The organism is uncultured Mailhella sp. (genome assembly GCF_944324995.1).
Taxonomy (GTDB): Bacteria; Desulfobacterota; Desulfovibrionia; order Desulfovibrionales; family Desulfovibrionaceae; genus Mailhella.
Genome location: NZ_CALUYL010000008.1, coordinates 67,522 through 89,644, shown reverse-complemented (window position 1 = coordinate 89,644; position 22,123 = coordinate 67,522). Strand labels below are relative to the sequence as shown.

15 protein-coding genes are annotated in these 22,123 nt (G+C 63.3%); 5 read left to right on the top strand and 10 right to left on the bottom strand.

Translation table 11 applies throughout. From position 1 onward, the window contains the following. Positions 1-74 precede the first annotated feature (74 nt). Positions 75-1,031 carry a glycosyltransferase gene (locus Q0K02_RS05245; protein WP_294485702.1) on the bottom strand — a complete coding sequence of 319 codons (957 nt, stop codon included), beginning with the start codon at positions 1,029-1,031 and terminating at the stop codon, positions 75-77. Positions 1,032-1,394: 363 nt separating this feature from the next. Here Q0K02_RS05245 and Q0K02_RS05240 point away from each other — a divergent pair, with 363 nt between their 5' ends. The 4 genes from Q0K02_RS05240 to lptB are packed head-to-tail and all read left to right on the top strand — an operon-like array spanning position 1,395 to position 3,949. Then, positions 1,395-1,985 carry an HAD hydrolase family protein gene (locus Q0K02_RS05240; protein ID WP_294485700.1) on the top strand — a complete coding sequence of 197 codons (591 nt, stop codon included), beginning with the start codon at positions 1,395-1,397 and terminating at the stop codon, positions 1,983-1,985. Continuing rightward, on the top strand, positions 1,982-2,686 hold the full coding sequence (gene lptC, locus Q0K02_RS05235) for an LPS export ABC transporter periplasmic protein LptC (protein WP_294485698.1): 705 nt from the start codon (positions 1,982-1,984) through the stop codon (positions 2,684-2,686). Before Q0K02_RS05240 ends, lptC begins: the two co-directional genes overlap by 4 nt. Beyond that, complete coding sequence (lptA, locus tag Q0K02_RS05230) at positions 2,683-3,219, top strand: lipopolysaccharide transport periplasmic protein LptA (protein WP_294485696.1); 537 nt, start codon at positions 2,683-2,685, stop codon at positions 3,217-3,219. The genes lptC and lptA overlap by 4 nt, the downstream gene beginning before the upstream one ends. Position 3,220: 1 nt before the next feature. After that, positions 3,221-3,949, top strand: coding sequence for an LPS export ABC transporter ATP-binding protein (gene lptB, locus Q0K02_RS05225; RefSeq protein WP_294485694.1), 729 nt, complete (start codon positions 3,221-3,223; stop codon positions 3,947-3,949). A gap of 152 nt (positions 3,950-4,101) precedes the next feature. Here lptB and Q0K02_RS05220 read toward each other — a convergent pair whose 3' ends face one another. The 4 genes from Q0K02_RS05220 to Q0K02_RS05205 all read right to left on the bottom strand — a co-directional run bounded on the left by Q0K02_RS05220 (position 4,102) and on the right by Q0K02_RS05205 (position 8,775). Beyond that, positions 4,102-4,614 carry a DUF721 domain-containing protein gene (locus Q0K02_RS05220; RefSeq protein WP_294485692.1) on the bottom strand — a complete coding sequence of 171 codons (513 nt, stop codon included), beginning with the start codon at positions 4,612-4,614 and terminating at the stop codon, positions 4,102-4,104. Positions 4,615-4,764: 150 nt separating this feature from the next. Further along, positions 4,765-6,306 carry a hydroxylamine reductase gene (hcp, locus tag Q0K02_RS05215; protein ID WP_294485713.1) on the bottom strand — a complete coding sequence of 514 codons (1,542 nt, stop codon included), beginning with the start codon at positions 6,304-6,306 and terminating at the stop codon, positions 4,765-4,767. A gap of 137 nt (positions 6,307-6,443) precedes the next feature. Beyond that, on the bottom strand, positions 6,444-6,944 hold the full coding sequence (locus Q0K02_RS05210) for a CYTH domain-containing protein (RefSeq protein ID WP_294485691.1): 501 nt from the start codon (positions 6,942-6,944) through the stop codon (positions 6,444-6,446). Positions 6,945-7,068: 124 nt separating this feature from the next. Continuing rightward, positions 7,069-8,775 carry a 30S ribosomal protein S1 gene (locus Q0K02_RS05205; RefSeq protein WP_294485685.1) on the bottom strand — a complete coding sequence of 569 codons (1,707 nt, stop codon included), beginning with the start codon at positions 8,773-8,775 and terminating at the stop codon, positions 7,069-7,071. Positions 8,776-8,991: 216 nt separating this feature from the next. Here Q0K02_RS05205 and Q0K02_RS05200 point away from each other — a divergent pair, with 216 nt between their 5' ends. Next, the gene (locus Q0K02_RS05200) at positions 8,992-9,954 is read left to right on the top strand and encodes an RluA family pseudouridine synthase (RefSeq protein ID WP_294485683.1); all 963 of its coding nucleotides are present in this window, start codon (positions 8,992-8,994) and stop codon (positions 9,952-9,954) included. 253 nt (positions 9,955-10,207) lie between these two features. On the opposite strand, the gene pbpC is transcribed toward Q0K02_RS05200, so the two are convergent. The 5 genes from pbpC to Q0K02_RS05175 all read right to left on the bottom strand — a co-directional run bounded on the left by pbpC (position 10,208) and on the right by Q0K02_RS05175 (position 22,048). Beyond that, positions 10,208-12,532 carry a penicillin-binding protein 1C gene (pbpC, locus tag Q0K02_RS05195; RefSeq protein ID WP_294485682.1) on the bottom strand — a complete coding sequence of 775 codons (2,325 nt, stop codon included), beginning with the start codon at positions 12,530-12,532 and terminating at the stop codon, positions 10,208-10,210. Between the two features lie 55 nt (positions 12,533-12,587). Then, entirely contained in the window at positions 12,588-18,164 is a 5,577-nt protein-coding gene (locus Q0K02_RS05190; RefSeq protein ID WP_294485679.1) for an MG2 domain-containing protein, read from the bottom strand. 424 nt (positions 18,165-18,588) lie between these two features. Beyond that, the gene (locus Q0K02_RS05185) at positions 18,589-18,900 is read right to left on the bottom strand and encodes a YbaB/EbfC family nucleoid-associated protein (protein WP_294485677.1); all 312 of its coding nucleotides are present in this window, start codon (positions 18,898-18,900) and stop codon (positions 18,589-18,591) included. A 48-nt stretch (positions 18,901-18,948) separates the two neighbouring features. Then, entirely contained in the window at positions 18,949-20,859 is a 1,911-nt protein-coding gene (dnaX, locus tag Q0K02_RS05180) for a DNA polymerase III subunit gamma/tau (RefSeq protein WP_294485675.1), read from the bottom strand. A gap of 211 nt (positions 20,860-21,070) precedes the next feature. Next, complete coding sequence (locus Q0K02_RS05175) at positions 21,071-22,048, bottom strand: LysR family transcriptional regulator (protein WP_294485673.1); 978 nt, start codon at positions 22,046-22,048, stop codon at positions 21,071-21,073. Between the last annotated feature and the right edge of the window lie 75 nt (positions 22,049-22,123).

Here is a 22,123-nt window from a genome sequence, read left to right as displayed (position 1 = left end):
TTAGTCAGCAAAAACGCCGTTCATGCCTGCAACTAAAGCATGAACGGCGTTTTTTTATTTGCCTGTCTTTCGATCTACCGCGCGCCGCGCAGTCGAGCCAGCCAGCGCAGCGACTCGTGCCTGCGCCATATCCAGAGCAGCACCGGCCATATTCTGTCCTTTGGGTCAAACATGCGCTCCTCGATCATGGGCAGCGCCTCGTCCCGCCACGGCGACTTGATGAAATACTTCCAGTATTCCAGCTGAGCCGGGAAAAACTTCTGCCACGGCTTCAGAGAGGGGAAATGCAGAATCTTCCCTTCCAGTTCCTTCATGCGCAGAAAACGCCGGTCGAACAGGCAGAGCTCATAGTTGAACGAAGCATCCACAAGTTTCAGCTTTTCCCGATCTCCGCTCAGCATGTAGTTGAGCAGATCCTGATCGAAAACGGGAAACTTCAACGTGGAAAAATATTCGGCTCCCCGGCGATACGCGCGCCAGAACACGTTCTCCTCTCTGGACGCTTCCCGAAGCGCCTTCAGATTCATAAGAAGAACGCCGCTGTTGAAATAGCGGTCTTCCTCAATGTGCAGCGCGCCGAGGTAGTATTTCTTCTTGCGCGCCGACCACACCCGTTCCGGATCATGCGCGGCTATCATCCAGGCGTCGCCGAGTTCCATGTTCCACAAGTCGGCCACGTCGCGCTCAAAGATGATGTCGCAGTCGACATAAACCACCTTTTCGACATCTTCGGGAAGCTGCTCGTGCAGACACATGCGGAAAAGGCTCGCCCTGGTGTAGTTGCCGACGACGCCCCCGGGGAACATATTGACGACGTCGTCCGGCACCTCGACGTTTTCATAAAACGTCACGGGATTCTGAAACGAGGCGCACAGCTCTTCCAGCCAGTGCTTGTACGGCACAACGGACTCGTCTATGAGCATGTGAACATGCACATGATCCGAGGCGTGCTCAAAGCAGGACAGCAGCGCGCAATACACCGTTTTGTACATGGAGCCGGAATCGTGAAAGCATACGGCGCAATGAATCATAGAAGTTCTCCCGGAGAGCGTGCTTGAACGTTCGGGCCGCGCGATCCTGCCGCCCGCAGGTTACGAACATAAAAAATATGGGCCACCCTGGCAAGCCGGGTCTGCTCCCTGCCGCGCATGTTTCGCGCCGAAGCAACCGCCCTCCGTCTGATGCGTCCCACGCCTTTCCCCGGCGCGGGCCGCCCGCCATCGGCACGCCGGCCCCGTTTCATCAGCCTTTTCCCGCCCCGCCCGCGCCGAACGCCTGCGGCCTTCCGCGCCGGAGCGCCCCGTTTCCTTTTTTGACGGAAAGGAATTTTCGGGCTATTTTCCTTCTCTGGGCAACACCATGTTTCCCTCATTCCGCTACCGAGAGAAAAACACATGTCCTCTTCCCCCCTTTCCCCGAATTTCCCCGGTCAGTCCGTCAGCGAGGATGTGCTTCGCGCGGCTGCCGCCGTGCGCTTTCTCGTGCTCGACGTCGACGGCGTATGCACCGACGGCAAGCTGTACTTTCAGGAAAACGGCCATCCGCTGAAATGCTTCCACGCACAGGACGGCATAGGCATCAAGACGGCCCTGCTGGCGGGCATCGGCGTCGGCATCATCACCGGCAGAAACGATCCCTGCGTGCTCGCCAGAATGTCGCAGCTCGGCGTGAAGGACTACTACGCGGGCTTTGAATCCAAACTGCCGAAGCTCGAAGCCATCCGCCGCAAGTACGGCCTCAGGAAGGAAGAAATGGCCTATCTCGGCGACGACTGGATAGACCTTGATCCCATGCGCAGCGTGGGCATGCCCATGGCCGTGGCCAACGCCGTGGCGCAGGTGAAGAAGGAAGCCAGATACGTCACCGCCGCCCGGGGCGGCGAAGGCGCCGTGCGCGAAGCCGTTGAATTTCTGCTCGCCGCCCGCAGGGACGGAAAAAATCCCGCAGACCTCTGGACGAAGGCCACAGGACCGGCCAAAATATGAACGATTCTCTGCGCAGAACCCTTGTGCTCGTCGTGCTCGGCGCCGTCGTGTGGGGCGGCTGGTACGGCTGGCAGAGCTGGAAGACCCGTCAGACGCTGGAAGCCATGGAAAACGTGGTCCGTTCGGCCGATCTGAACAAGCTGCTGTCCGACCCGCCGGAAGAAGTGAAGAACTCCGTGGATCTCGCCGTGCGCGGCATTCTTCTCTCCCAGGGCCACGAAGGCCGCAAGAGCTTTGATCTCAACGCCGACTGGGCCACCCTGAATCAGGATTCCGGAGCCATCACCGTGCGCGATCCCGACATTCACTACATGCTGGAAGGCGCGGAAAATCAGCCGGAACGCGTCATTCACGCCGTGTCCGAGGTAGGACGCGTGGAGGACGGCAATCAGAAAATTTCCATGTCCGGCAGCGTGAAGGCCACCTACGAGGAAAACGTGCTCACCGGCAGTCTGGCCGTGTTTTTGAACACCAACCGCACGCTTACCTTCCCCGAAGGGGCCGTGCTCGACGGGCCCACGCTTTCCGGCACGGCCACCCGTCTTGTCTGGGATCTCAACACCAATATTCTCACGGGCGACCAGGGCGTGCGCATGCGCTGGACGCCTTCCGACTCCGCGCCCGACGACGGAGCCGCCGCGAACGCCGATACTTCATCCGATGCCGCGCCGAAGGCCGCGCAGGAGGAAAGCCATTCATGAAAAAACTTCTTCTCTCCCTTTTTGTCCTGGCGCTCTGCACGACCGGCGCTATGGCCGCGCCTCTGCCCGGAGGCGACAGCAATCTGCCTGTGGACGTCACCGCCGACAACATGGTCTATAACGCGGACAAGAACACCGTCGTCTTTCAGGGACGCGTGGAAGCCGTGCGCGGCGAGTTCAAGATGTGGTCGGAAACCCTGACCCTCTACCTCAAGTCCCGCGGCAACGCCGGTCAGGAAAACAAGAAATCCACCACGTCGGCCATGGAAGGCAGCGATCTCGACCGCATCGTTGCGGAACGCAACGTGCGCTTCCAGAACGGCACGCAGACGGGTTCCGCACAGAAGGCCACCTACTATTCCGCCAAGAATCTGCTCGTGCTCGAAGGCAATCCCATTCTGCACGACGGCGACAACTCCATCCGCGGCAACGTCATCCGCTACTTCGTCGATGAGAACCGCAGCGTGGTGGAAGGCAGCCCCAAGCAGCGCGTTCACGCCGTGTTCTCCTCCAACGACAAAAAGGGCAAGTAGCATGAGTTCCACGCTTTCCGCTCAGCATCTGTGCAAGCGCTACGGTCAGAAGGAAGTGGTTCACGAAGTCTCCGTCGCCATGCAGCAGGGAGAAATCGTCGGCCTTCTCGGACCCAACGGCGCAGGCAAGACCACGTCGTTCTACATGATCACCGGCATCATCAAGCCCACCGCAGGGCAGGTGATGCTCGACGGGCAGGAAATCAGCACCTGGCCGCTGTACCGCCGCGCCCGGGTGGGCCTCTCCTATCTGCCGCAGGAAAGCTCCGTCTTCCGCAGGCTCACGGTGCGGCAGAACCTGCAGATCATTCTCGAACACACCGGCCTTTCCCGCGCCGATCAGAAAAAGCGCGCCGATCAGCTCATGGAGGAATTCGGACTCACCAGACTGGAAAAGTCCTACGCCTCCTATCTTTCCGGCGGCGAACGCCGTCGTCTGGAAATCGCCCGCTGCCTGATCCGCGATCCGCTCTTCGTGCTGCTCGACGAACCCTTTGCCGGCATTGATCCGCTGGCCGTGGGCGACATTCAGGTGCTCATCCGCGGCCTCAAGGAACGCGGCATAGGCGTGCTCATTTCCGACCACAACGTGCGCGAAACCCTTTCCATCTGCGACAGGGCCTATCTTATGTTCCAGGGCAACATCATTCTTTCCGGCACGCCCGACGAAATCGTGAACAACGAACGCGCCAGGGAAGTCTATCTCGGTTCGGACTTCCATCTCGGCTGAGCCGAAGCGTTGCGCGCCGACATCGTTAAAAGAGCGGAGCGGACAATGTCCGCTCCGCTCTTTTTCTGTTCTCTTTCGTAAGTCTCAAAAACGGCCTGCTTTTCCGAAATTCCCGCGCCCGGAAGCGCGCCTCACGCTGTCCGCGAATCTTTCTATGTTTTTTCCTTGTCCCCGTCGAAACAGCGGACGTACGCCTCATAGCAGGCCGCAATAGGAGAATCCGGCGGCAGTTTCAGATGCCCGAGGCGCGGCGGCCGGGGCGGCGGCGGGAGCTTCGGCGGCTGCGTAATGTCCACGCGGCGCAGGGATTCCTTGCCCATGAGCAGATGCAGCTCCACCTTGTGGAAATAGTCCTCGTTCATGAAGGCGTTCACGCGTTCCAGAATTTCCGGCGCGGCGTAGGAGAGTTCCTGCATGGCGCAGGAATCGTCGCCGCCGACAAGCAGTATGCCGTTGCGATGCCCCAGCGGATGCGCCAGCGCGGCGATGTCCGGCCCCATGACGACTTCCCAGTTCTTCCACAGCTGCGTGAGCATGTAGTGCTGCGGCTTCATGCCGTGCGCGGAGAGCCAGCCTTCCAGCCCGTCGCTGAGCGCCGAGGTCTTGCCGCTGCGTCTGGCGAGATCGAATCCCGCAAAACGACCGTGATGCTTTCTCCTTTCCATGCGGCAACGCTACCAGACTTCCGAAAAAACGAGAAGCCCCCGCCGCAGTACGCGCACGGGGGCTTCGTCAGAAAGAAATCGGCGTCAGCTTCGCCCTTCATGCATCACGCAAAAGGCGCGATGCTCTGGGCGTTTCGACAGCCTGCCGAATCAGTTGCCGAGAATGGCCGCCAGATCGGCTTCCGGCGTGGAAATGGGACGAATGCCGAATTCCTTCACCAGGAAGTCCAGCACGGCGGGCGACACGAAGGCCGGCAGCGAGGGACCGAGATAGATGTTCTTCACGCCCAGGTACAGCAGCGTGAGCAGAATGGCCACGGCCTTCTGTTCGTACCAGGAAAGCACGAGCGTGAGCGGCAGATCGTTCACGCCGCAGTTGAAGGCTCCGGCCAGAGCGAGGGCCACCTGAATGGCTCCATAGGCGTCGTTGCACTGTCCCATGTCCAGAAGACGGGGAATGCCGCCGATGTTGCCGAGATCAAGATCGTTGAAGCGGAACTTGCCGCAGGCCAGGGTAAGCACCACGGTGTCGGCGGGGGTCTGCTTCACGAATTCCGTGTAGTAGTTGCGGCCGGGTCTGGCCCCGTCGCAGCCGCCCACGAGGAAGAAGTGACGGATGGCGCCGGCCTTCACGGCCTCCACGATGGTTCCGGCGTGGGAGAGCACGGCTTCGCTGCCGAAGCCCGTGGTCACGGTTTCGCCGCCGTTGATGCCGGGAAAACACTTGTCTTCCGCGTAGCCGCCGAGCTCAAGCGCCTTGGCGATGACGGGAGAAAAGTCCTTGCTCTCGTCGATGTTCACCATGCCGGGGAAGCGGACCACACCCGTGGTGAACACGCGGTCGGCATAGCCTTCCTTCACGGGCATTATGCAGTTGGTGGTGAAGAGTATGGGCGCGGGAACGCCGTTGAATTCCTTCTGCTGGTTCTGCCAGGCCGTGCCGAAATGTCCCTTGAAGTGCGCGTACTTCTTGAGTTCGGGATAGGCGTGGGCGGGAAGCATTTCGCCGTGGGTGTACACGTTCACGCCCTTGCCCTCGGTCTGACGCAGCAGCAGCGCAAGATCGTGCAGATCGTGACCGGTAACGATGATGAAGGGGCCCTTTTCCACCGTGCGGGAAACCGTAACCGGTTCGGGCGTGCCGTAGGTTCTGTTGGCGTCGTTCAGAAGCTCCATGCAGGCAAGATTGACCTTGCCGGCCTCAAGCACGGCGTCGAGCAGGGTTTCCTTGCCGGCGTCGGCCGCAAGCAGCGCAAGGCCGCGGTACAGGAAGCCGGTCACTTCCTCACGGCTTCTGCCGAGCACGCGCGCATGGCTCGCATAGGCCGCAATGCCCTTCATGCCGAAAAGCAGCAGAGACTTCAGGCTGCGCACGTCTTCCGACGCCGTCCACAGACTGTTCATGTCCCAGGCGTCGGCCACGCCGCTTTCCTCGCGTATCTTGCGCACCTTCTCCCCCAGGGCAGCCAGAGAAAGATCATCGAAATTCACATTGGTGAGCGTGGTGAACAGGGCGTTTTCCACCAGCGTGTCCAGCTCGGGCGTGCGGGTGAATCCCTCCCCGCCGGCAAGCGCCACAAGCTCGCCGACCAGCCTGTCCTGAAGATTGGCGGTTTCAGGCTTCTTGCCGCACACGCCGATTTTGGTGCAGCCCTTGCCGCCCGCCGTCTGCTCACACTGAAAACAGAACATTTCGCTCATAGCCTTCCCTCCACAATATTATTCGTGCAACAACGTGCAGACAGAGTTTCAATTTTCTAGAATATTAAGAATCTTTCCGCTCAAAAACTGTGCTTGCAGTCACACTCTGCCACGTTTTCCCGTCAGGTTCAGCTATTTTTCCGTCCGGCCTTCTCTTCCTGCGTCCAGGCCGTGTACGGCAGACGCGAGAGCTCCACATTGAGATAGCGGGAAACCTTGCTCACCTCCTCGCCCAGCCAGTCCGGCCGGACAAAGGGCTGATCTTCCGACTCCAGCTCAATTTCCGCCACCACGAGCCCCGCATTGGCTCCCAGAAATTCATCCACCTCCCACACGCTGCCTTCGCAGGTGAACGTATGACGCAGCTTTTCAATGATTTCGCCGGGATCCAGACCATCCAGCAGCGCCTGCGCCTCGTCGAGCGGAATGTCGTACTCGAACTCGTTCCGCGCAATGCCCTTGCCGCGGTACTTGATGGTCAGTATGCCCCGCTCGCCCGCCACGCGTACCCGCACCGTGCGATCCTGCGTGCGGGCAATGTATCCCTGTCTGAACAGTTCCGAGGTGCCCCTGCCGCGCCAGCCGTCGCTCTTCACCAGAAATTTGCGTTCTATTTCCTGCTGTTTCATGGCTCTCCCGCCTTTCGCCGCCGGCGCTCTCAGGCGCCGGCCTGTCCCTTCCTCAGGGAGCTGATAAAAAACGGGGCGGAAAGCTATGCTTTCCGCCCCGCGTACATTCATACAGAATCAGCGATTAGTCGTTGAACTTCTGCTTGAGCAGGTCGCCGAGGGTCTGGCTGATGCTGTTGTCGCCGGAATGATAATCCTTGGGCTTGCGGCGTTCTTCGTCGTCCTTGATCTGCTTGATGGACAGGCCGAGGCGGCGTTCATCGGCAGACACATGGATGATCTTGGCCTGGACCACGTCGCCTTCCTTGTAGAGTTCGGAAGGAGACTTCACCTTCTTGCCGAGTTCGGTCACGTGGATGAGGCCTTCGATGCCTTCTTCCACTTCAACGAACAGGCCGAAGTCGGTCACGTTGGTCACGGTGCCGGTGATGATGTTGCCCACGGGATAGCGGGCGGGCACGGTGCTCCAGGGATCTTCGGTGAGCTGCTTCATGCCGAGGGTGAACTTTTCGTTCTCCTGATCCACGGTGAGGACCTTGGCCTGCACCACGTCGCCGACCTTGTACAGTTCGCCGGGATGACGAATCTTCTTGGTCCAGGAGATGTCGGACACGTGAATGAGACCGTCGATGCCGTCTTCGATGCCGATGAACATGCCGAATTCGGTGATGTTCTTGATGACGCCTTCAATGACGGTGCCTTCGGGGAAGCGTTCGCCCACGAGTTCCCAGGGATTGGGCTTGACCTGCTTCATGCCGAGGGAGATGCGCTTCTTTTCGCTGTCCACGCCGAGGATGACCACTTCAACCTCGTCGCCCTGATGCACCATCTGGGAAGGATGACGCAGCTTGCGGGTCCAGGACATTTCGGAAATGTGCACGAGGCCTTCGACGCCGGGTTCGAGTTCCACGAACACGCCGTAGTCAACGAGGTTGGTCACCTTGCCGACATGGTGAGAGCCTTCGGGGAAGCGGGCGGTGATGTCCTGCCAGGGATCGGGCACGAGCTGCTTCAGGCCCAGAGAAACCTTCTGGTTTTCCTTGTCGAAGGAAAGAACCTTGAGTTCCAGTTCCTGACCCAGGGAGACCATTTCGCGGGGATGGCGAATGCGCTTCCAGGACATGTCGGTGATGTGCAGCAGACCGTCGAGACCGCCGAGGTCCACGAACACGCCGTATTCGGTGATGTTCTTGGCCTTGCCCTTGACGATCTGGCCTTCGGCCAGGGTCTGGAGCAGAGCGGCGCGCTTGGTGTCGCGTTCTTCTTCGAGCAGCACGCGGCGGGACACGATGACGTTGCTGCGGCGGCGGTTGATCTTGAGAACGCGGAATTCAAACTGCTGGCCGACCAGAGCGTCCATGTCCGGAACAGGACGGAGGTCCACATGAGAACCGGGCAGGAAGGCCTCCACGCCGCCGAGATCGACGGTGTAGCCGCCCTTGATGCGGCGGGTGATGGTGCCGGTGATGGTGCCGTTCTTTTCCAGCACGTCTTCGAGCTGGTCGAACAGCTGCATACGCTTGGCCTTGTCGAACGAAAGGGTGATGGTGCCATCCATTTCGTTCTTGCGGACAACGTACACATCGACGCGGTCGCCCACCTTGACCGTTATATTGCCCTGAGCGTCCCGAAATTCCTCAGCGGGGATCTGGCCTTCGGACTTGAAGTTCACGTCCACCAGCACAGTATCGTCGTCCACGCGCACGACTTCGCCCTTGACGATGGAACCTTCTTCAAGGTCGCCCATGTCGGGGTTGAGATAGTCTTCGAGTGCGCTCGCAAAGCTCATTTCGGAATCGATTTGGTTTTCCATGTTTTCGGCAGTTGCCATACGGATCCTCCAACCTAACAAACAGATTTCTGCCCTCGTCGGGCAGGTTTCTCTACATAGCAGGAATACCCTGGATACACAAGTCGTTTCTTTCGTCCTTTCCGGGAAAACGGGCTTTTTCTTGCTTGTCAGCAATCTGGACGCAAAAAGAAAAAAAATTTATGCTGAATCAAAGTAAAACACGCGACGCGCGTTGCAAAAGGACCGTTCAAAAGCATGGATAACGCAAAGGAAACAAAGGCTCTTTCCGTCAGCAGGGCGGAATCGGGGCAGAAACTCCTTAATTTTCTTCAGCGCCGCGTCAGCGCGCCCGCAGGCGATCTGCACCGCTGGATACGCACCGGGCAGGTGCGCGTCAACGGCGCGCGGTCGAAGGCCTTCGACCGCCTGAACGAAGGCGATCTCGTGCGCGTGCCGCCCTTTGCCGAGCGCCTGCCTGCGGGAGAAGAAACCCGCAAGGAGGCGAGAGTCGAAGCCGCGCCGTCCAAACTTGCCGTCGTGTTCGAGAATGAGGACATCCTCGTCATCGCCAAACCTGCGGGACTTCCCGTGCAGGGAGGCACGGGGCACAGGGAAAGCGTGGCTTCCATTCTTGCAAAAGAGCGGGCCCGCGCAGATTTCGTGCCTGCGCCCGTACACCGGCTCGACAAGGACACCTCCGGTCTTCTTGTGGCGGGCAAGACCTACGCCGCCGTGCGACTGCTTACGGACGCGCTCGCGGGGCGGGGCGAAGAGCGGCCGCGCAAGGAATATCTGGCCTGGGTGGAAGGAAGCTGGGAGAAGCGCGGCCCCGAGGAGCTGCGGGACTTTCTCACCCGCGACAGGCGCGAGCAGCGCGTGAAGGCCTCCGCTCATGCGGAAAGCGACGAAGCAAGAGAAGCCCGCTGCGTGGTCACGCCCCTTGAGGAACGCACGATTCGCGGCCGCGCCCACACGCTTCTGCTCATCCGTCTCATCACCGGGCGCACGCATCAGATACGCGTGCAGCTTGCCTCGCGCGGTCATCCCATCGTGGGCGATCCGTGGTACGGCAACACCGAAGCCGCACCGCGCGAAGGCCTGAAACTGCACGCCTTCCGTCTTGCGCTGCCGCTTCCCGGCGGCGGGACGAAGCGTTTCGAGCTCGCGCCCCCGTGGAAGGGGCCGTGGCGCTGCCACCCGGAAGAGAAAAAGGCCTAGGCGCGGCCAAGTTCCGCCCGGGTGTGTTCAGGCATCCGACGCTCCGGCCAGAGCAGAGCTTTTGTTCGCCTCCCCCGCCCCCGCGCTTTTCAGAAACAGCCAGACGGCGCAGCAGAACCGGGCAGCGCAGGCCCGGCTCTTGCCCGCGCCGGGCAGCACGCCGCACGGCAGGGTGTGCCCAACGCGCGCCTTTTCCCGACGCTTAGCCAAGGGCGTCCAGGCTTTCCGAAAAACGCGGACTCGCCGCCCTCGCTCACGGCAGCGTGCGCACCGTCACCTTCTGCGACGAGGCGCGGCCCTTATCGTCCACCACCCGCAGTTCATGCACGCCGTCCTCCGGCTGCCAGAGCAGCGTTTCGCCCGGCGCGGCGCGGCCGATGAAGCGCTCCTTCACAAACCAGAACACGGCCCTGGCGTCGGCGTCCGCGCTCGCCGTCAGCGCAATGCCGGTTGTCTTGGGCGACGAAAGACGGCGTTGATAGATCACGCCTTCCTTGGGAGAAATCACCCGCGGCGGCGTTCCCGCAACAGGCGTCTGTCCGCAGCCCGGCCCGAAGGGCGGAGGCGAAGGCTTGACCACGCCGGCGCGCAGAAACTGCGCCCGCAGATCGGAAGGCCAGAATTCCCACACCACTTCCTCCGTGCGTCCCAGCACGGGTTCGCAGGCGCGAAGCCCGGTTTCCCTGTCGATGAGAATGGTGCGGAACACGCCCGAAGAGCGTGTGGGCGAACGGCCGGGAATATACCAGGTTTCCGTGACATCCCGGCACAGGGAGGTGTCGATGTCGCCCGTGGCCGTACACACCTTTTCGCGCGTGATGTTGAGCCCTTCGTGCATGCGCGGCACCAGATCGGCGAAATCGGGCTCGGCAAAGGCCAGCGCCTGGGCGATGTCGGCAAAAAGAGGAGCCGCAACCTCGCCGCCCACCAGCAGCGGATTGGCGCGGTTGTCGAAGTTGCCCGACCACACCACGAGCACGTAGGGGCCGACCACGCCCGCCGTCCACGCGTCGCGAAAGCCGTTGGACGTGCCCGTTTTGAAGCGCAGCGGCACCGGGCCGGAGGAAGTGCGCACGAAATGCGCGCCGTCTTCCAGCATGCGCAGCGTGACGACCGCCGCTTCCGGCGACAGGAGCGACACGGCAGGACGCGTCTTCTCGCCTTCAAAAAGCCGGCTCTGACGCCACACGCCCCGATTCGCCAGCATGGCGTAGAGGCCGCCGAGCTCGCGCATGGTCACTTCCGCGCCGCCGAGCACCAGACTGAGGCCGTAGTGCTCCTCGCTGAAGGCGAACTCCACTCCCGCCCGCTGCAAAAAGGAAAACAGCCCCGGCCTCAGCTTTGAGGCCAGCAGAATGGCCGGAATGTTGCGGCTTGAGCGCAGCGCCTCCTCGGCGGGGAGCGGCCCGCGGAACACGCGGTCGAAGTTTTCCGGATCGTAGCCGCCGAAGCTGCGGGGCGAATCCTCAAGAAGGGTGCGGGGATGAATGAGGCCCTGATCGAGGGCCAGAGCGTAGATGAAGGGCTTGAGCGTGGAGCCCGGGGAACGTTTGGCGTTCGTGCCGTCCACCTGCCCGGAAATGGCGCTGCTGAAAAAGTCCGCCGAACCGACCAGCGCGCGGATCTCCATGCTCGGCCAGTGGATGAGCAGCGCGGAGGCGTTGTTCAGTCCGTACCTTCTGCCGCGCGCGGCAAAGCCCTGCACGGCCCGTTCCAGAATCTTCTGAACACGCCTGTCCACAAAGGAGCGCACGGGCCGCCCTTCCCGGGAAAGGGGCAGAAGTTCGCTCGATACGTGCGGCGCGTCAAAAGGCAGCGAGGACGGAGCATACACGCGAAGCGGCGGGAGCTTCCCCTCGCCGGAACCGCCCAGGCCGAGCGCTCCGCCCTTCTCCCCGGCGTCCCGCCCCGGCAGCACAAGACGCACCATGCGGGCGCGGGCGGACTCGAAGTCCGGGCCGTTCAGCGGACTGCGCCGCACGGGATTCTGCGGCACGGCGGCAAGCGCCGCGCTCTCGGAAAACGACAGGCGCGACGGCGAAACATGAAAGTACACCCGCGCGGCTGCGCCGATGCCTTCCACGTTGCCGCCGTAGGGCGCAAGATTGAAGTAGGCTTCGAGAATCTCGCTTTTTTCGTAGTGGTATTCGTACTGAAGCGCGCGGGCCATCTGCTCAAGCTTGCCCGCCACCGTGGTGGTGGAAAGCCCGAGCCTAAGCCTCGCCACCTGCATGGTGATGGTGGAGCCGCCCATGCGCCGCGAGCCGCCCAGCATGGAGAGCCCCGCCCGCAGCATGGAAAACGGATTCACGCCGGGATGCCGGTAGAAATGCCTGTCCTCGTACCGGAGCGCGGCGTTCACGGCTTCGGGCGCAATTTCGTCCAAACGCACGCGCAGCCGGAACTTCTCGTCGCTCGTCAGGCCCATGCGGAGCGGCTCTCCCTCCCTGCCCAGCACCAGCGGCGAAAAATCCACGCCGTCCAGAAGCGGCGGCTTCGGAGCGGCCGCAAGCCAGAGCCAGAAAAGAATCAGCGGCAGCGCCATCAGGCCGACGACTTTCCACACCACGGCGCGCATGCAAACTCCCGCCGCAGGGCTTCTCCCTCCCCAAGGGAAGGAAAAGCCCCGCCTGCTATTCCACATTCACCGTTCCGCCCGAGGAGAAGGCCCGAACGTCGCGGCGGTACATGTCTTCCGCCTGCACGGGCGGCAGGGTGAAGGTTCCCCGGCTGACCGCGCGGATGCGGTAGGTGAACACGGAAGGCTCGGCCTCAAGCGACGCAAAGAGAATCATCCGATCCTCCCTGCGATCGACGATCAGCCCTTCCGACGAGGCTTCCGACGCGCTCACGGGAGAGGAAAGATCCATTTCAAAGCCGCCGGGAAGAAGATCCACAATGACCGCGTCCTTGAGAGGACCGCCGTAAGAGCGCGCCGTCACGTTCACCGTGAGAAGGTCGCCCTGCCGGATCTTCGTTGCGGGAAGCCCTTCGGCGTCAAGATAGGTTCTCGTCACCTCCATGCCTTCGGAAAGCGCGCCTTCCGGCGCCTTGCGGTCGAAGCCCGCATCGGAAACCTCCCAGTACAGCGGCTGTCCGCCTGCGGGAACGTCGAGCGCGTAGGAGGCGCAGCCGGGAGCCGACAGCGTGAGCATGTTTTCCAGCATCTGCGGCTGCCCGTCGCCCGGAGCGAAGCCGGGCTGCACCTCCGCGCAGCGCAGCGACACGCCTTCCGGCACGGGCGCGGCCTTTTCCATGTCGAACAGCGCCCGCACGGCCAGCGCCGCGGAAAGCGTCACGTACCGGCCGCCGTTCGTCGCGTCGAAAAGTTCCTCCACAATCTCTTCCCGCGCCTTGTCCAGACGGTCGGGGAAATGCCTCGCCAGCACGGACGCGCGCAGACTGAGCGCAGCCAGCGCATCCAGCCGCGTTGCGCGAAATTCCGCCCCCGGCTTCCGATACAGGTCAAGAAGCGGCAGCACCGCATCTTTCATGCGCATGACGGCGCCGGACGCGGCAATGAGCGAGGACGTCACATCCTGCTGCCAGCCGGGAAAATCTTCCAGACGGAGCAGCAGCTGTTCCAGCGCCTGCGTGGTGATGCGTCCCTCGCGGGTGAGCACCCACAGCGCGTAGGCCAGCTCGCGGCTCTCCTCCAGAGAGGCGGGAACCTTGTCCGCCGCACGCTCCAGCGCGTTGAACACGCTTGTGTGCATGCCGCCGGGCACGGAGAGGCCGCATTCCTGAAGCGTCAGCAGAAAGTCCGCGGCATAGGCCGTCACCAGAAGATCCGGCTCCTCGCCGGGCCACAGGGACACGCCGCGCCAGCTGAGCGAGGATTCCACGGCGCGCAGCGCGTCGTCCACCCTCTCCCGTGCAGTCCGGCGCGCCTCATCCGCATTGCCGCTTTCCGCAAACAGCGCGGAACGCTTCAGGAAAAGCGCGTACGGCATGGCCCGGCTGATGCGCTGCTCCACGCAGGGGTAGGGATAGGCGTCGAGATAGCGCACAAGACCCCGCAGCGCAGGCAGAGGCAGCGCGGAAACCGAGGCCGAACCTTCGGCCCCGTAGGGATAGAGCGTGCGCCCCGTGCTCAGCGTTGTGGACGACGTGGCGACTCCCACCTTTGCGCTTGCGCGCAGCGCCGACGCCGGACGCACGGACAGCGAGCCAAAGCGCGTCACGTTCACGCCGTCGGCCGCCACCGTGAACGAGATTTCCGCGCCGCCCGGACGATCCGCAACCTCCACACGGAACGGCAGCACCGTTTCCGCGCCCGCCGCCACCGTGATTTCGGAAGGCGGCGCGTCGATCAGGCGCAGCGCGTCGTCGGTCTTCACCGAAAGCGTCGCGTGAAGCGGCCCGTCGCCGTTGTTGGCCACGGCCACGGCCGCCTCGAATCTGTCGCCGGGCGAAACCTGCGCCGGAAGCTGCGGCGTCACGACCACCGGCCCGCGCACCGTCGCCTCGGCAGAAGCGCTGCCCGCCGCGTCCGGCGAGGCCGCCACGGCCATCACCCGCACCGTGCCGCTGTAATAGCCCGGCACGGGAATGTCGAAACGGTTCGTTCCGGCCGCGAGCTCCACGAGGCCGGACCACCAGCTCACGGGAGGCTCGTTCCGCCGCTTGAAGGGATTGTGGAAGCGGCTTCCGGCCATGCCCATGTCGCCGCCGAACGCCGGCATGCGGAAGGTTCCGTGATCGGGCATGAGCAGATCGAACATCTGACGCGTTTCCACTTCCAGCGCCCTGTCGTTCAGCAGGTAGCGCAGCGGATCGGGCGTGGGGAAGGCGGTCAGCCTGAGCACGCCTTCGTCCACGGCAAAAAGCAGCGCCCGCCCGGCCCGGCCGGATTCCACCGTCACCGGAATGGAGCTTCCGGGCAGCACCGGCTCGCGGGGCGTTTCCACGCGAAGGCGCATGTCGCGCCGCTCCACGTTCACGGAAACGGGAGACACGGCAAACACGTAGGGATTCATGAAGGCGTCCGGCGAAGAGAGCGAGCGCACCAGCGACACGCTCACGTAGCCGCGGCCCTCGAAGTCGCGCGGAATCTCTATTTCCTGCACGCTGTCCCCGGCAGGCGCACGGAACCAGCGCCACGCCGCCACGCTGTCGCGCTCCAAGGTGATGAGGCCCGCCCCCTCGTAGGGCGAAGAAATAAACGCCCGGATGCGTCCGCCGGAAGCGCTCGAAGAGTTCTCCAGATGCATGCGCAAAGAGCCGGAAGGAAGCGCGGAGAGCCCGGCAAGGCGCAGATCGGCGTTGCCGGCCACGGTGAAGGGCACGGAAGCCATGACAAGCCCCCGGCTGTTGCGCACTTCCAGCAGAAATTCGCCGCACGCTCCGGTGGGAACGCTCCAGCGGGCCCGCCCGTCGCGGCCGAAGGCCGCGCGCGATTCGGCAATCACGCTGTCCACGGGCGTATCCTCGTAGCGGTAGCGGCCGTCCCTGTCCGTGACGAGCGACGTCACGTAGCGCCTTGCCGACACCCGGAACGACAGTTCTCCGGGATCGGCGGGAGCAAGATCGGGCCCGAGCGCCACGAATTCCAGCGCGGCCTCGCTGCCTTCGGGAATGAAGTCCAGATTGCCGGCCACACCCGTCGGACGGAAGCCGAGCACGCAGCCGAGCGGCGACACAAGAAATTCCTTCTCTTCCGTCACCGCGCGCCCGCCGCCGGGCTCGAAGCCTTCCACCAGAAGCCGACAGCGCAGCGTGCCGCCGCGCAACTTGTCCAGAGGCAGCGGCAGCACGGCGCAACCTTCGGCGTCGGTGCGCGTCTCGCCCAGTTCCAGCGTGAGCGGCGAACCCTTGTAGGGCATGGCGTCGTGGAAGGAAAAGTCCTCATAACCGGGGAAGGACAGCGCCGTGGGCCACACCGAGAGCTGCGCGCGCACCCGCCGGTCCGCCGCAGGCATGCCGAAAAGATTGCGGAGCGTCACCGCGGCGCTCGCGCTCGACGCCTCCAGCCAACCCCGGCCGGGCGCAGGCTGAAGAGCAAGCGAAAGCGCCATGGAATCGGGCTGAAATTCCTCCAGCCGCACCGCCGCCGAACCGAGCACCACGTCCATGCCGTGGGCGTCCGGCGTGCGCACGTCGAGACGATAGCGGCCCGACGCCGCGCTTTCCGGCGCCTGCCAGCTCACCTCGGCCATGCCGTCGGCCCCCACCTTGAACAGCCGCCGGAACATGGTGCGCTCCGAAGGATCCACAAGCTCGGCAAAAAGCGGCATGTCGGCGGGAAGCGCCTTCCAGTCGCCCCGTCTCACCAGCACGCCGAAACGCAGCGTCTCGCCGGGACGGAACATGCCGCGCTGACTGAACACGTAGGCGTTCACGCCGTCGGCTTCGCTGGTCTGCCCCTGCGTGGAAAAGCGGGACAAATCCACCACGCGGCTCTCGTCGGCCAGAGGCAGCCAGGCCATGTCCTCGCCGCCCGCGCCCTTTTTCCAGGCCGTGATCGCAATGGGACGACGCTCCCGCTCCAGACCGGACACGGAAGGCAGCACGGCGCGACCCTCGGCGTCGGTGACGGCCTCGGCCACGGGCAGCCCGTTGACGCCCACAATGCGCACCACGGCCCCGGACACCGGAGTGCCGCCGGAAAGCGAACACACGAACACGTCGCGCCCGCCCGCGGCTCCTTTTTTGACGATGAGCCCCATGTCGGTCAAAAGCAGAAAACGCGAGGCCGAGGCCACTTCCCTGTCGCCGTCCATGCCCGTAAGCTCAATGTAGGCAAGGCCGCGCCCGTTTCTGAACATGGGCGTCGCGTCAAGCGAAGAAAACTGCGGCACGCCGGGCTCGGTGCGCTGCAGGGAAATTTCGCCCGAGGCCGAATCGGAAAGCACGTCGAAGGGAATGCCCGCGGCCGTGAACGGCGCAGGCTGCGCGGCCGCCAGGCCCAGATAGGAATCGAGCACACGCGAAGCGCGCCAGCGGATGGCGGTAAGGCCGCTGGAATGAACGTCCAGCCTGCAACTTCCGCCGAGCGCGAGCACGTTGCCGGGCTGAAGAAACTCAAGTTCCGGCCGGAACGGCGCGGCATGGAACACCTCATGCCACGGCGAAGAGAGCGCGTATTCGCGGGAAGGGCCGAAGCCCTGCGGCAGATAGAAAAGCAGATAGCTCTCCGGCTCCGCCTTCACGCGGAAACTTATTTTTCCGGAAGGCACGTCGGCCTGCTGCAACGGCTCCAGAGCCACGGGCACGGCGCGGGCGAGCGTTTCCTCGTCGATGACGGGAGCCGCCGTCCACACCGTGGCGGACAAGGCGTTCTCGTTCATCGCACGGGGCAGGCGCAGCGCCTTCATGGAGCGCATGAGCTCGTCGGGACGCACCAGCAGGCTCGTTTCCAGATTCAGTCGGTACTCTCCGGCAAGCCGCTCATCGCGCGAAGATTCCAGCGACGCCTTCTTCACGCAAAAAATCGTGGTCGAACCGGGCACGGTCACCTGCGCCCGGGCCGTTTCCCGGCCCTTGGGAATCACCCAGCGCGCGCCCTTCGCACGCACCTCCCCGGCCACGCCGGGAAGAGAAAACGCCGTCACGGCGGGCATGCTTCCCAGCGCAAGCACGCGGGCCCGCACAAGGCAGTTGCCGTCCTCTCCCCAGACAAATTCCGGCCTGCCTAGTTTCAGCGCCGGGTCGGAGACCTCAAGGCGCATGTCCCGCTCCACCAGCGCGCGATCCGGCGGCGTGGTGAAGCGCATGTCGAAGGTCACGGCCCGCTCGCCGCTAGGATCGGGATCAATCCACACGTCGGCGTTCAGGCTGAGCAACGCCAGAGGCGGCGTGGCAAAGCTCACACGGGAGGAAGAGAGCTTTACGCGCGAAGGCAGCGGCACGCCTCCGAGGGAGACTTCAAAGTTCCGCCCCGCAGGCCACGGCTTTTTCGGCCGGAAGGAAAGCGTGCGGCCGTCGTCCCAGCGCCATTCGCCGGGAACGTCGGGCGAAAGACGCGCGCCGCGCACAATTTCGCCCTCCCTGCCGGGAGAAGCGAAGCAGCGGCCCGCCCACTCTTCACCGTAGGCTTTTTTGCACAACGCCTCGTCGGAATCGAGCAGCAGCGTCAGCGGCGCGTTGCCTTCCGGCGGAGGCGAAACCACCACGCGGACAAAGGCGGGCGACGATTCCGACGCGCCGAACGCGGCAGTGGCGACGAAACACAAAAGAAGCAGCGGCAGCAGGGTGACCCGATACGACATGGGCATCCTCCAGGAACAGTTTTCATTATCATAGGAAACTTCTTTCCTGCCGACAAGAAAGGAAAAATGCCCGGGACGCCGATATGGCGGGAAAAACGTTCCGCGCCGCGGAAAAGCACGTTGAAAAATATCCGAGCATCCGGGAACGGGCGGCACGCGGTGCGCCCGGCAGAGGAGAAACGCTCATGCGGCAAACGCTCCGCCTGCGCCGCGCCGGATATGGTGAACGCGCTCGCGGCGAAACATGTTGCGGCGGATGCGGCAGGCAGGACGCGCCGAGTTTTGCGAAAAACGCTGACTTCGCTGTCCGCCGCTTCGGGCGTGGCGTTTAAACGCAGGCGGACGCGGGCAATGCCCGCGTCCGCCGAAAATTGCGCGATGCGCTGCCGCGCCGACGGCCGAAGCCTCGGCGCGGAACACTCGATCAGAACATGCCCGGCAGATGGATGCCGCCGGAAATGTTGGCCATTTCGCGGTCGAGATTGGCGCGGCCGATGCGCACGGCCTCGTTCACCGCGGTGATGATGAGATCCTGCAGCATGTCCGTGTCGCCGCTTTCCAGCACCGACTTGTCGATGGTGATGGACTTCATTTCCTGACGGCCGTTCATGACCACCTTCACCATGCCGCCGCCGGCGGAAGCTTCCACTTCCTTCTCGGCCATTTCCTGCTGAAGCTTCGCAATCTTGTTCTGCATCACCTGCGCCTGACGCAGCAGGTCGTTCATGTTCTTCATGCCATGTCTCCTTGAAAGGCGGGGGCGCGCAGCCCTTCTGCCGCCGTGTTATCGGTTGATGGGGGTACAGCGTACCAGTCGGGCGTCGTAGGCGTCCTGAAACTTCTTGATGACGGGATGCGACTGAACTTCTTCCTTGAGCTCCGCCTCGGTGCGCACGATCCTCTGCGGAGGACGAAAGGCGATCTGCAAAGGACGTCCCGCCCACGAGGCCGCCAGCGACTCCAGCACGCGGAGCTTTTCCGGCCGCTGAAGCTGCTGCCCGATGACCTGCGAGAGCGCCTGAAGCACGAGCCAGTCGCCCCGCACCTCGCCCGTGACCTGACGGAGCATGGGCAGAGGAATGTCGTGGTTGTCCCGACAGGCGTCGAGAAACGTGTCCCAGGTGAGGGAGGTATCCACCGGCACGTCCTTCCATGCCGCGGAAGGACGGCGGGAGACCGGAGCCCGAGTTTCAGCAGGTTTCGGCGCTTCCGTCAAGTGCGGGGCAGGCTCCGGCGCGGGCTGGGGAGCGGGCTCTGCCGCAGGGGCCGGAGCGGCTTCCCGGGCCGCGGCCGACACGGGAGAAGACGCAGGCGCGGAAACGGATGCGGAAGCCGGAGCGCGCCGGACGAAGGACGGCGACGGGGCGCTTTGCACCGGCGCGGGAGCCTCCGAAGGCACAGATGAAGGCGCGGGCGCGGCGACAGGCGCGGCGGCCTGACGCGGCGCAGCGCTCTGCGCTGGGGCCGCAGACGAGGATGCGGCAGCCGGAGACGAGCCGGTTGCGCCTCCAGAGAGCGGCGCGGCGCTCTGCGGCGTCACGATCCCGGACGCGGGCGCAGCGATCGGCGCCAGTTCTTCGAGCGGCAGCAGGCGGGGCAGCATGGCGAGATTCAGCAGAAGAAGCTCAAGGCCTGCCGAGGGCTCAAGGCTGGTCAGAATGCGGCGCTGCGAATCGAGCGTCATCTGCCACGCGGCGTGGATGTAGGTCAGAGAAAAGCGCGACGCCATGGAGAGCAGCCGTTCCTGCTCGCTCTCGGGCATGTCGAGTTCCCTGGCGGCGTCCCGGCCAGCCTGCTTGAGGAGAAAAAGATTGCGCCACAGGCCGCACAGTTCCCGCAGGAAAAAGCCCATGTCCGCGCCCTGGGCCAGAAGTTCGCGCACGAGCACGGCGATGCCTGCGGCGTCCTGACCGGCCAGCGCGTCGAGCAGGCGGTCCATGACTTCCTGACCGGCCAGCCCCAGCACTTCGCGGGCCTGCTTTGCCGTGAGCGGTTCGTCCGGCGCGCAGCCGAGCGCCAGCACCTGCCCGAGCAGCGACATGGAGTCGCGCACGCTGCCCGCCGCGCGGCGGGCGATGAGATGCGCGGCCTCCTTTTCAAAGGGACGCCCCTCGCGCTGAAGAATGTCGCAGATGTGCGCTTCGAGCGTGGCCTCGGGAATCTGACGGAACACGAAATGCTGACAGCGGCTCACGATGGTCACCGGGAACTTGTGCTGCTCCGTGGTGGCCATGATGAAGGTCACGCGCGCGGGCGGCTCCTCCAGCGTCTTGAGCAGGGCGTTGAAGGCTTCCTTGGTGAGCATGTGCGCTTCGTCGATGATGAAGACCTTGTAGCGGCCTTCCAGCGGCGCGTAGCCCACGGCGTCGCGCAGGCGGCGGATGTCGTCGATGCCGCGGTTGGACGCGCCGTCTATTTCCACCACGTCCACGAAGTTGCCCTGCGTGATGCGGCGGCAGGCCTCGCACTCATTGCAGGGTTCGCCTGTGGGCGCGTGTTCGCAGTTCAGCGCCTTGGCGAATATGCGGGCTATGGTGGTCTTGCCCACCCCTCGCGTGCCGCTGAGAAGGTAGGCCGGGGCCACGCGGTCTTCACGGGCGGCGCGGGAAAGAATGGACTTCACCATGTCCTGCCCCACCACCTCGGCAAAGGTCTGCGGCCGGTACAAAGCCGCGAGGGATGCGTTTGCTGCCATAATGTATCCGCTCCGGGCCGCGTTCGTGCAGAAAGAACGCGGCAGATCATGAGGCCCGAAACGGGGCCCGTCAGGTACAGAAAAATTCACGAAAACCTTACGGCCTGCCCGTCCTCCGGTCAAGCGCGGAGAAAAAACGCGCGGGCACGGCCGCTGCCGGAAAAACGCTCTCCGGCAGGCCGTTCTTCCTCAGAAACGCCCTGCCGAATCTTCACACGTTCTTGTACGCGGCTTCCGCGGCCACCTGCTTTTCAACGCTGCCAAGATCGCCCTTGAGCTCGGTGCGTATCTTTTCGATGAGCGCGGCGGCCTGCGGACTCAGATGCTTGTGATGACGCAGCAGAATGCCGTTGTGAACCTGCGGCAGAATGCCGTCCAGCGGGTACGAACGCAGCCCCTCGCCGAGATTGCCGTACTTGCTGGCCATAAGACAAAGCTCGTCCATCACGGCCACGCCCATGCCCTGCTTCACGTAGCGCAGCATGAGATGATAGTTGTTCACGCTAAGCACGGTCTGCAACGGCTGGGAGAGCGACGCCAGCGACGTGTCGAAGTACGGATCGCCGCCTTCTTCCATGTTTTCGGCCAGGAAGGAAATGAACGGCAGGCGGATGAGATCCTCTTCCGTGGGGCGCTCGGGCAGATGGAATTCATTGTCCTCCCGGGCGATGAGCAGAGGCTGCGACGTGAAAAGCTCCTCAAGAACGCAGTTCGGAGGTTCTCTGGTCACGCCCGTCAGGCCGAAATCCACGCGGGAGCTGACCACGTCGTCCACGGTTTCGTACGGCAGCGCGCGACGAATTTTAATACGAACTTCAGGGTGTTCCCGACGAAACGCGGCAATGATGCGCACCGCTCGTGCAGAAAAGGGCAAATTACTGGAAATGGTGATCGTTCCGCGCAGGATTCCCGACGGCGAGCTGATGTCGGACTTCATGCTGCGCAAAAGCTCGAAGGTGGAGATGGTCCACGAGAGCAATCTTTCACCTTCTGGAGTAATACGCAGCCTTTTCATGTATCTATCGAACAACACTGTATCTAATTGCTGTTCGAGCTGTCTGATCTGCCAGCTGATGGTGGAAGGATTCCGATTCATGAGCTGGGCCGCCTTGCGTATGCTTCCCGTTTTGGCGGTGAAGTAAAACCCCCGTAAATGTTGGAAAAAATCGCCTCCCAATTCTTCAATCATGGCACCTTCCCCCGGACTTTGAGCAAGTCGTCGTGTTAATGTGTGATTTTATCAAACAATAAAAATTTTTTTTCG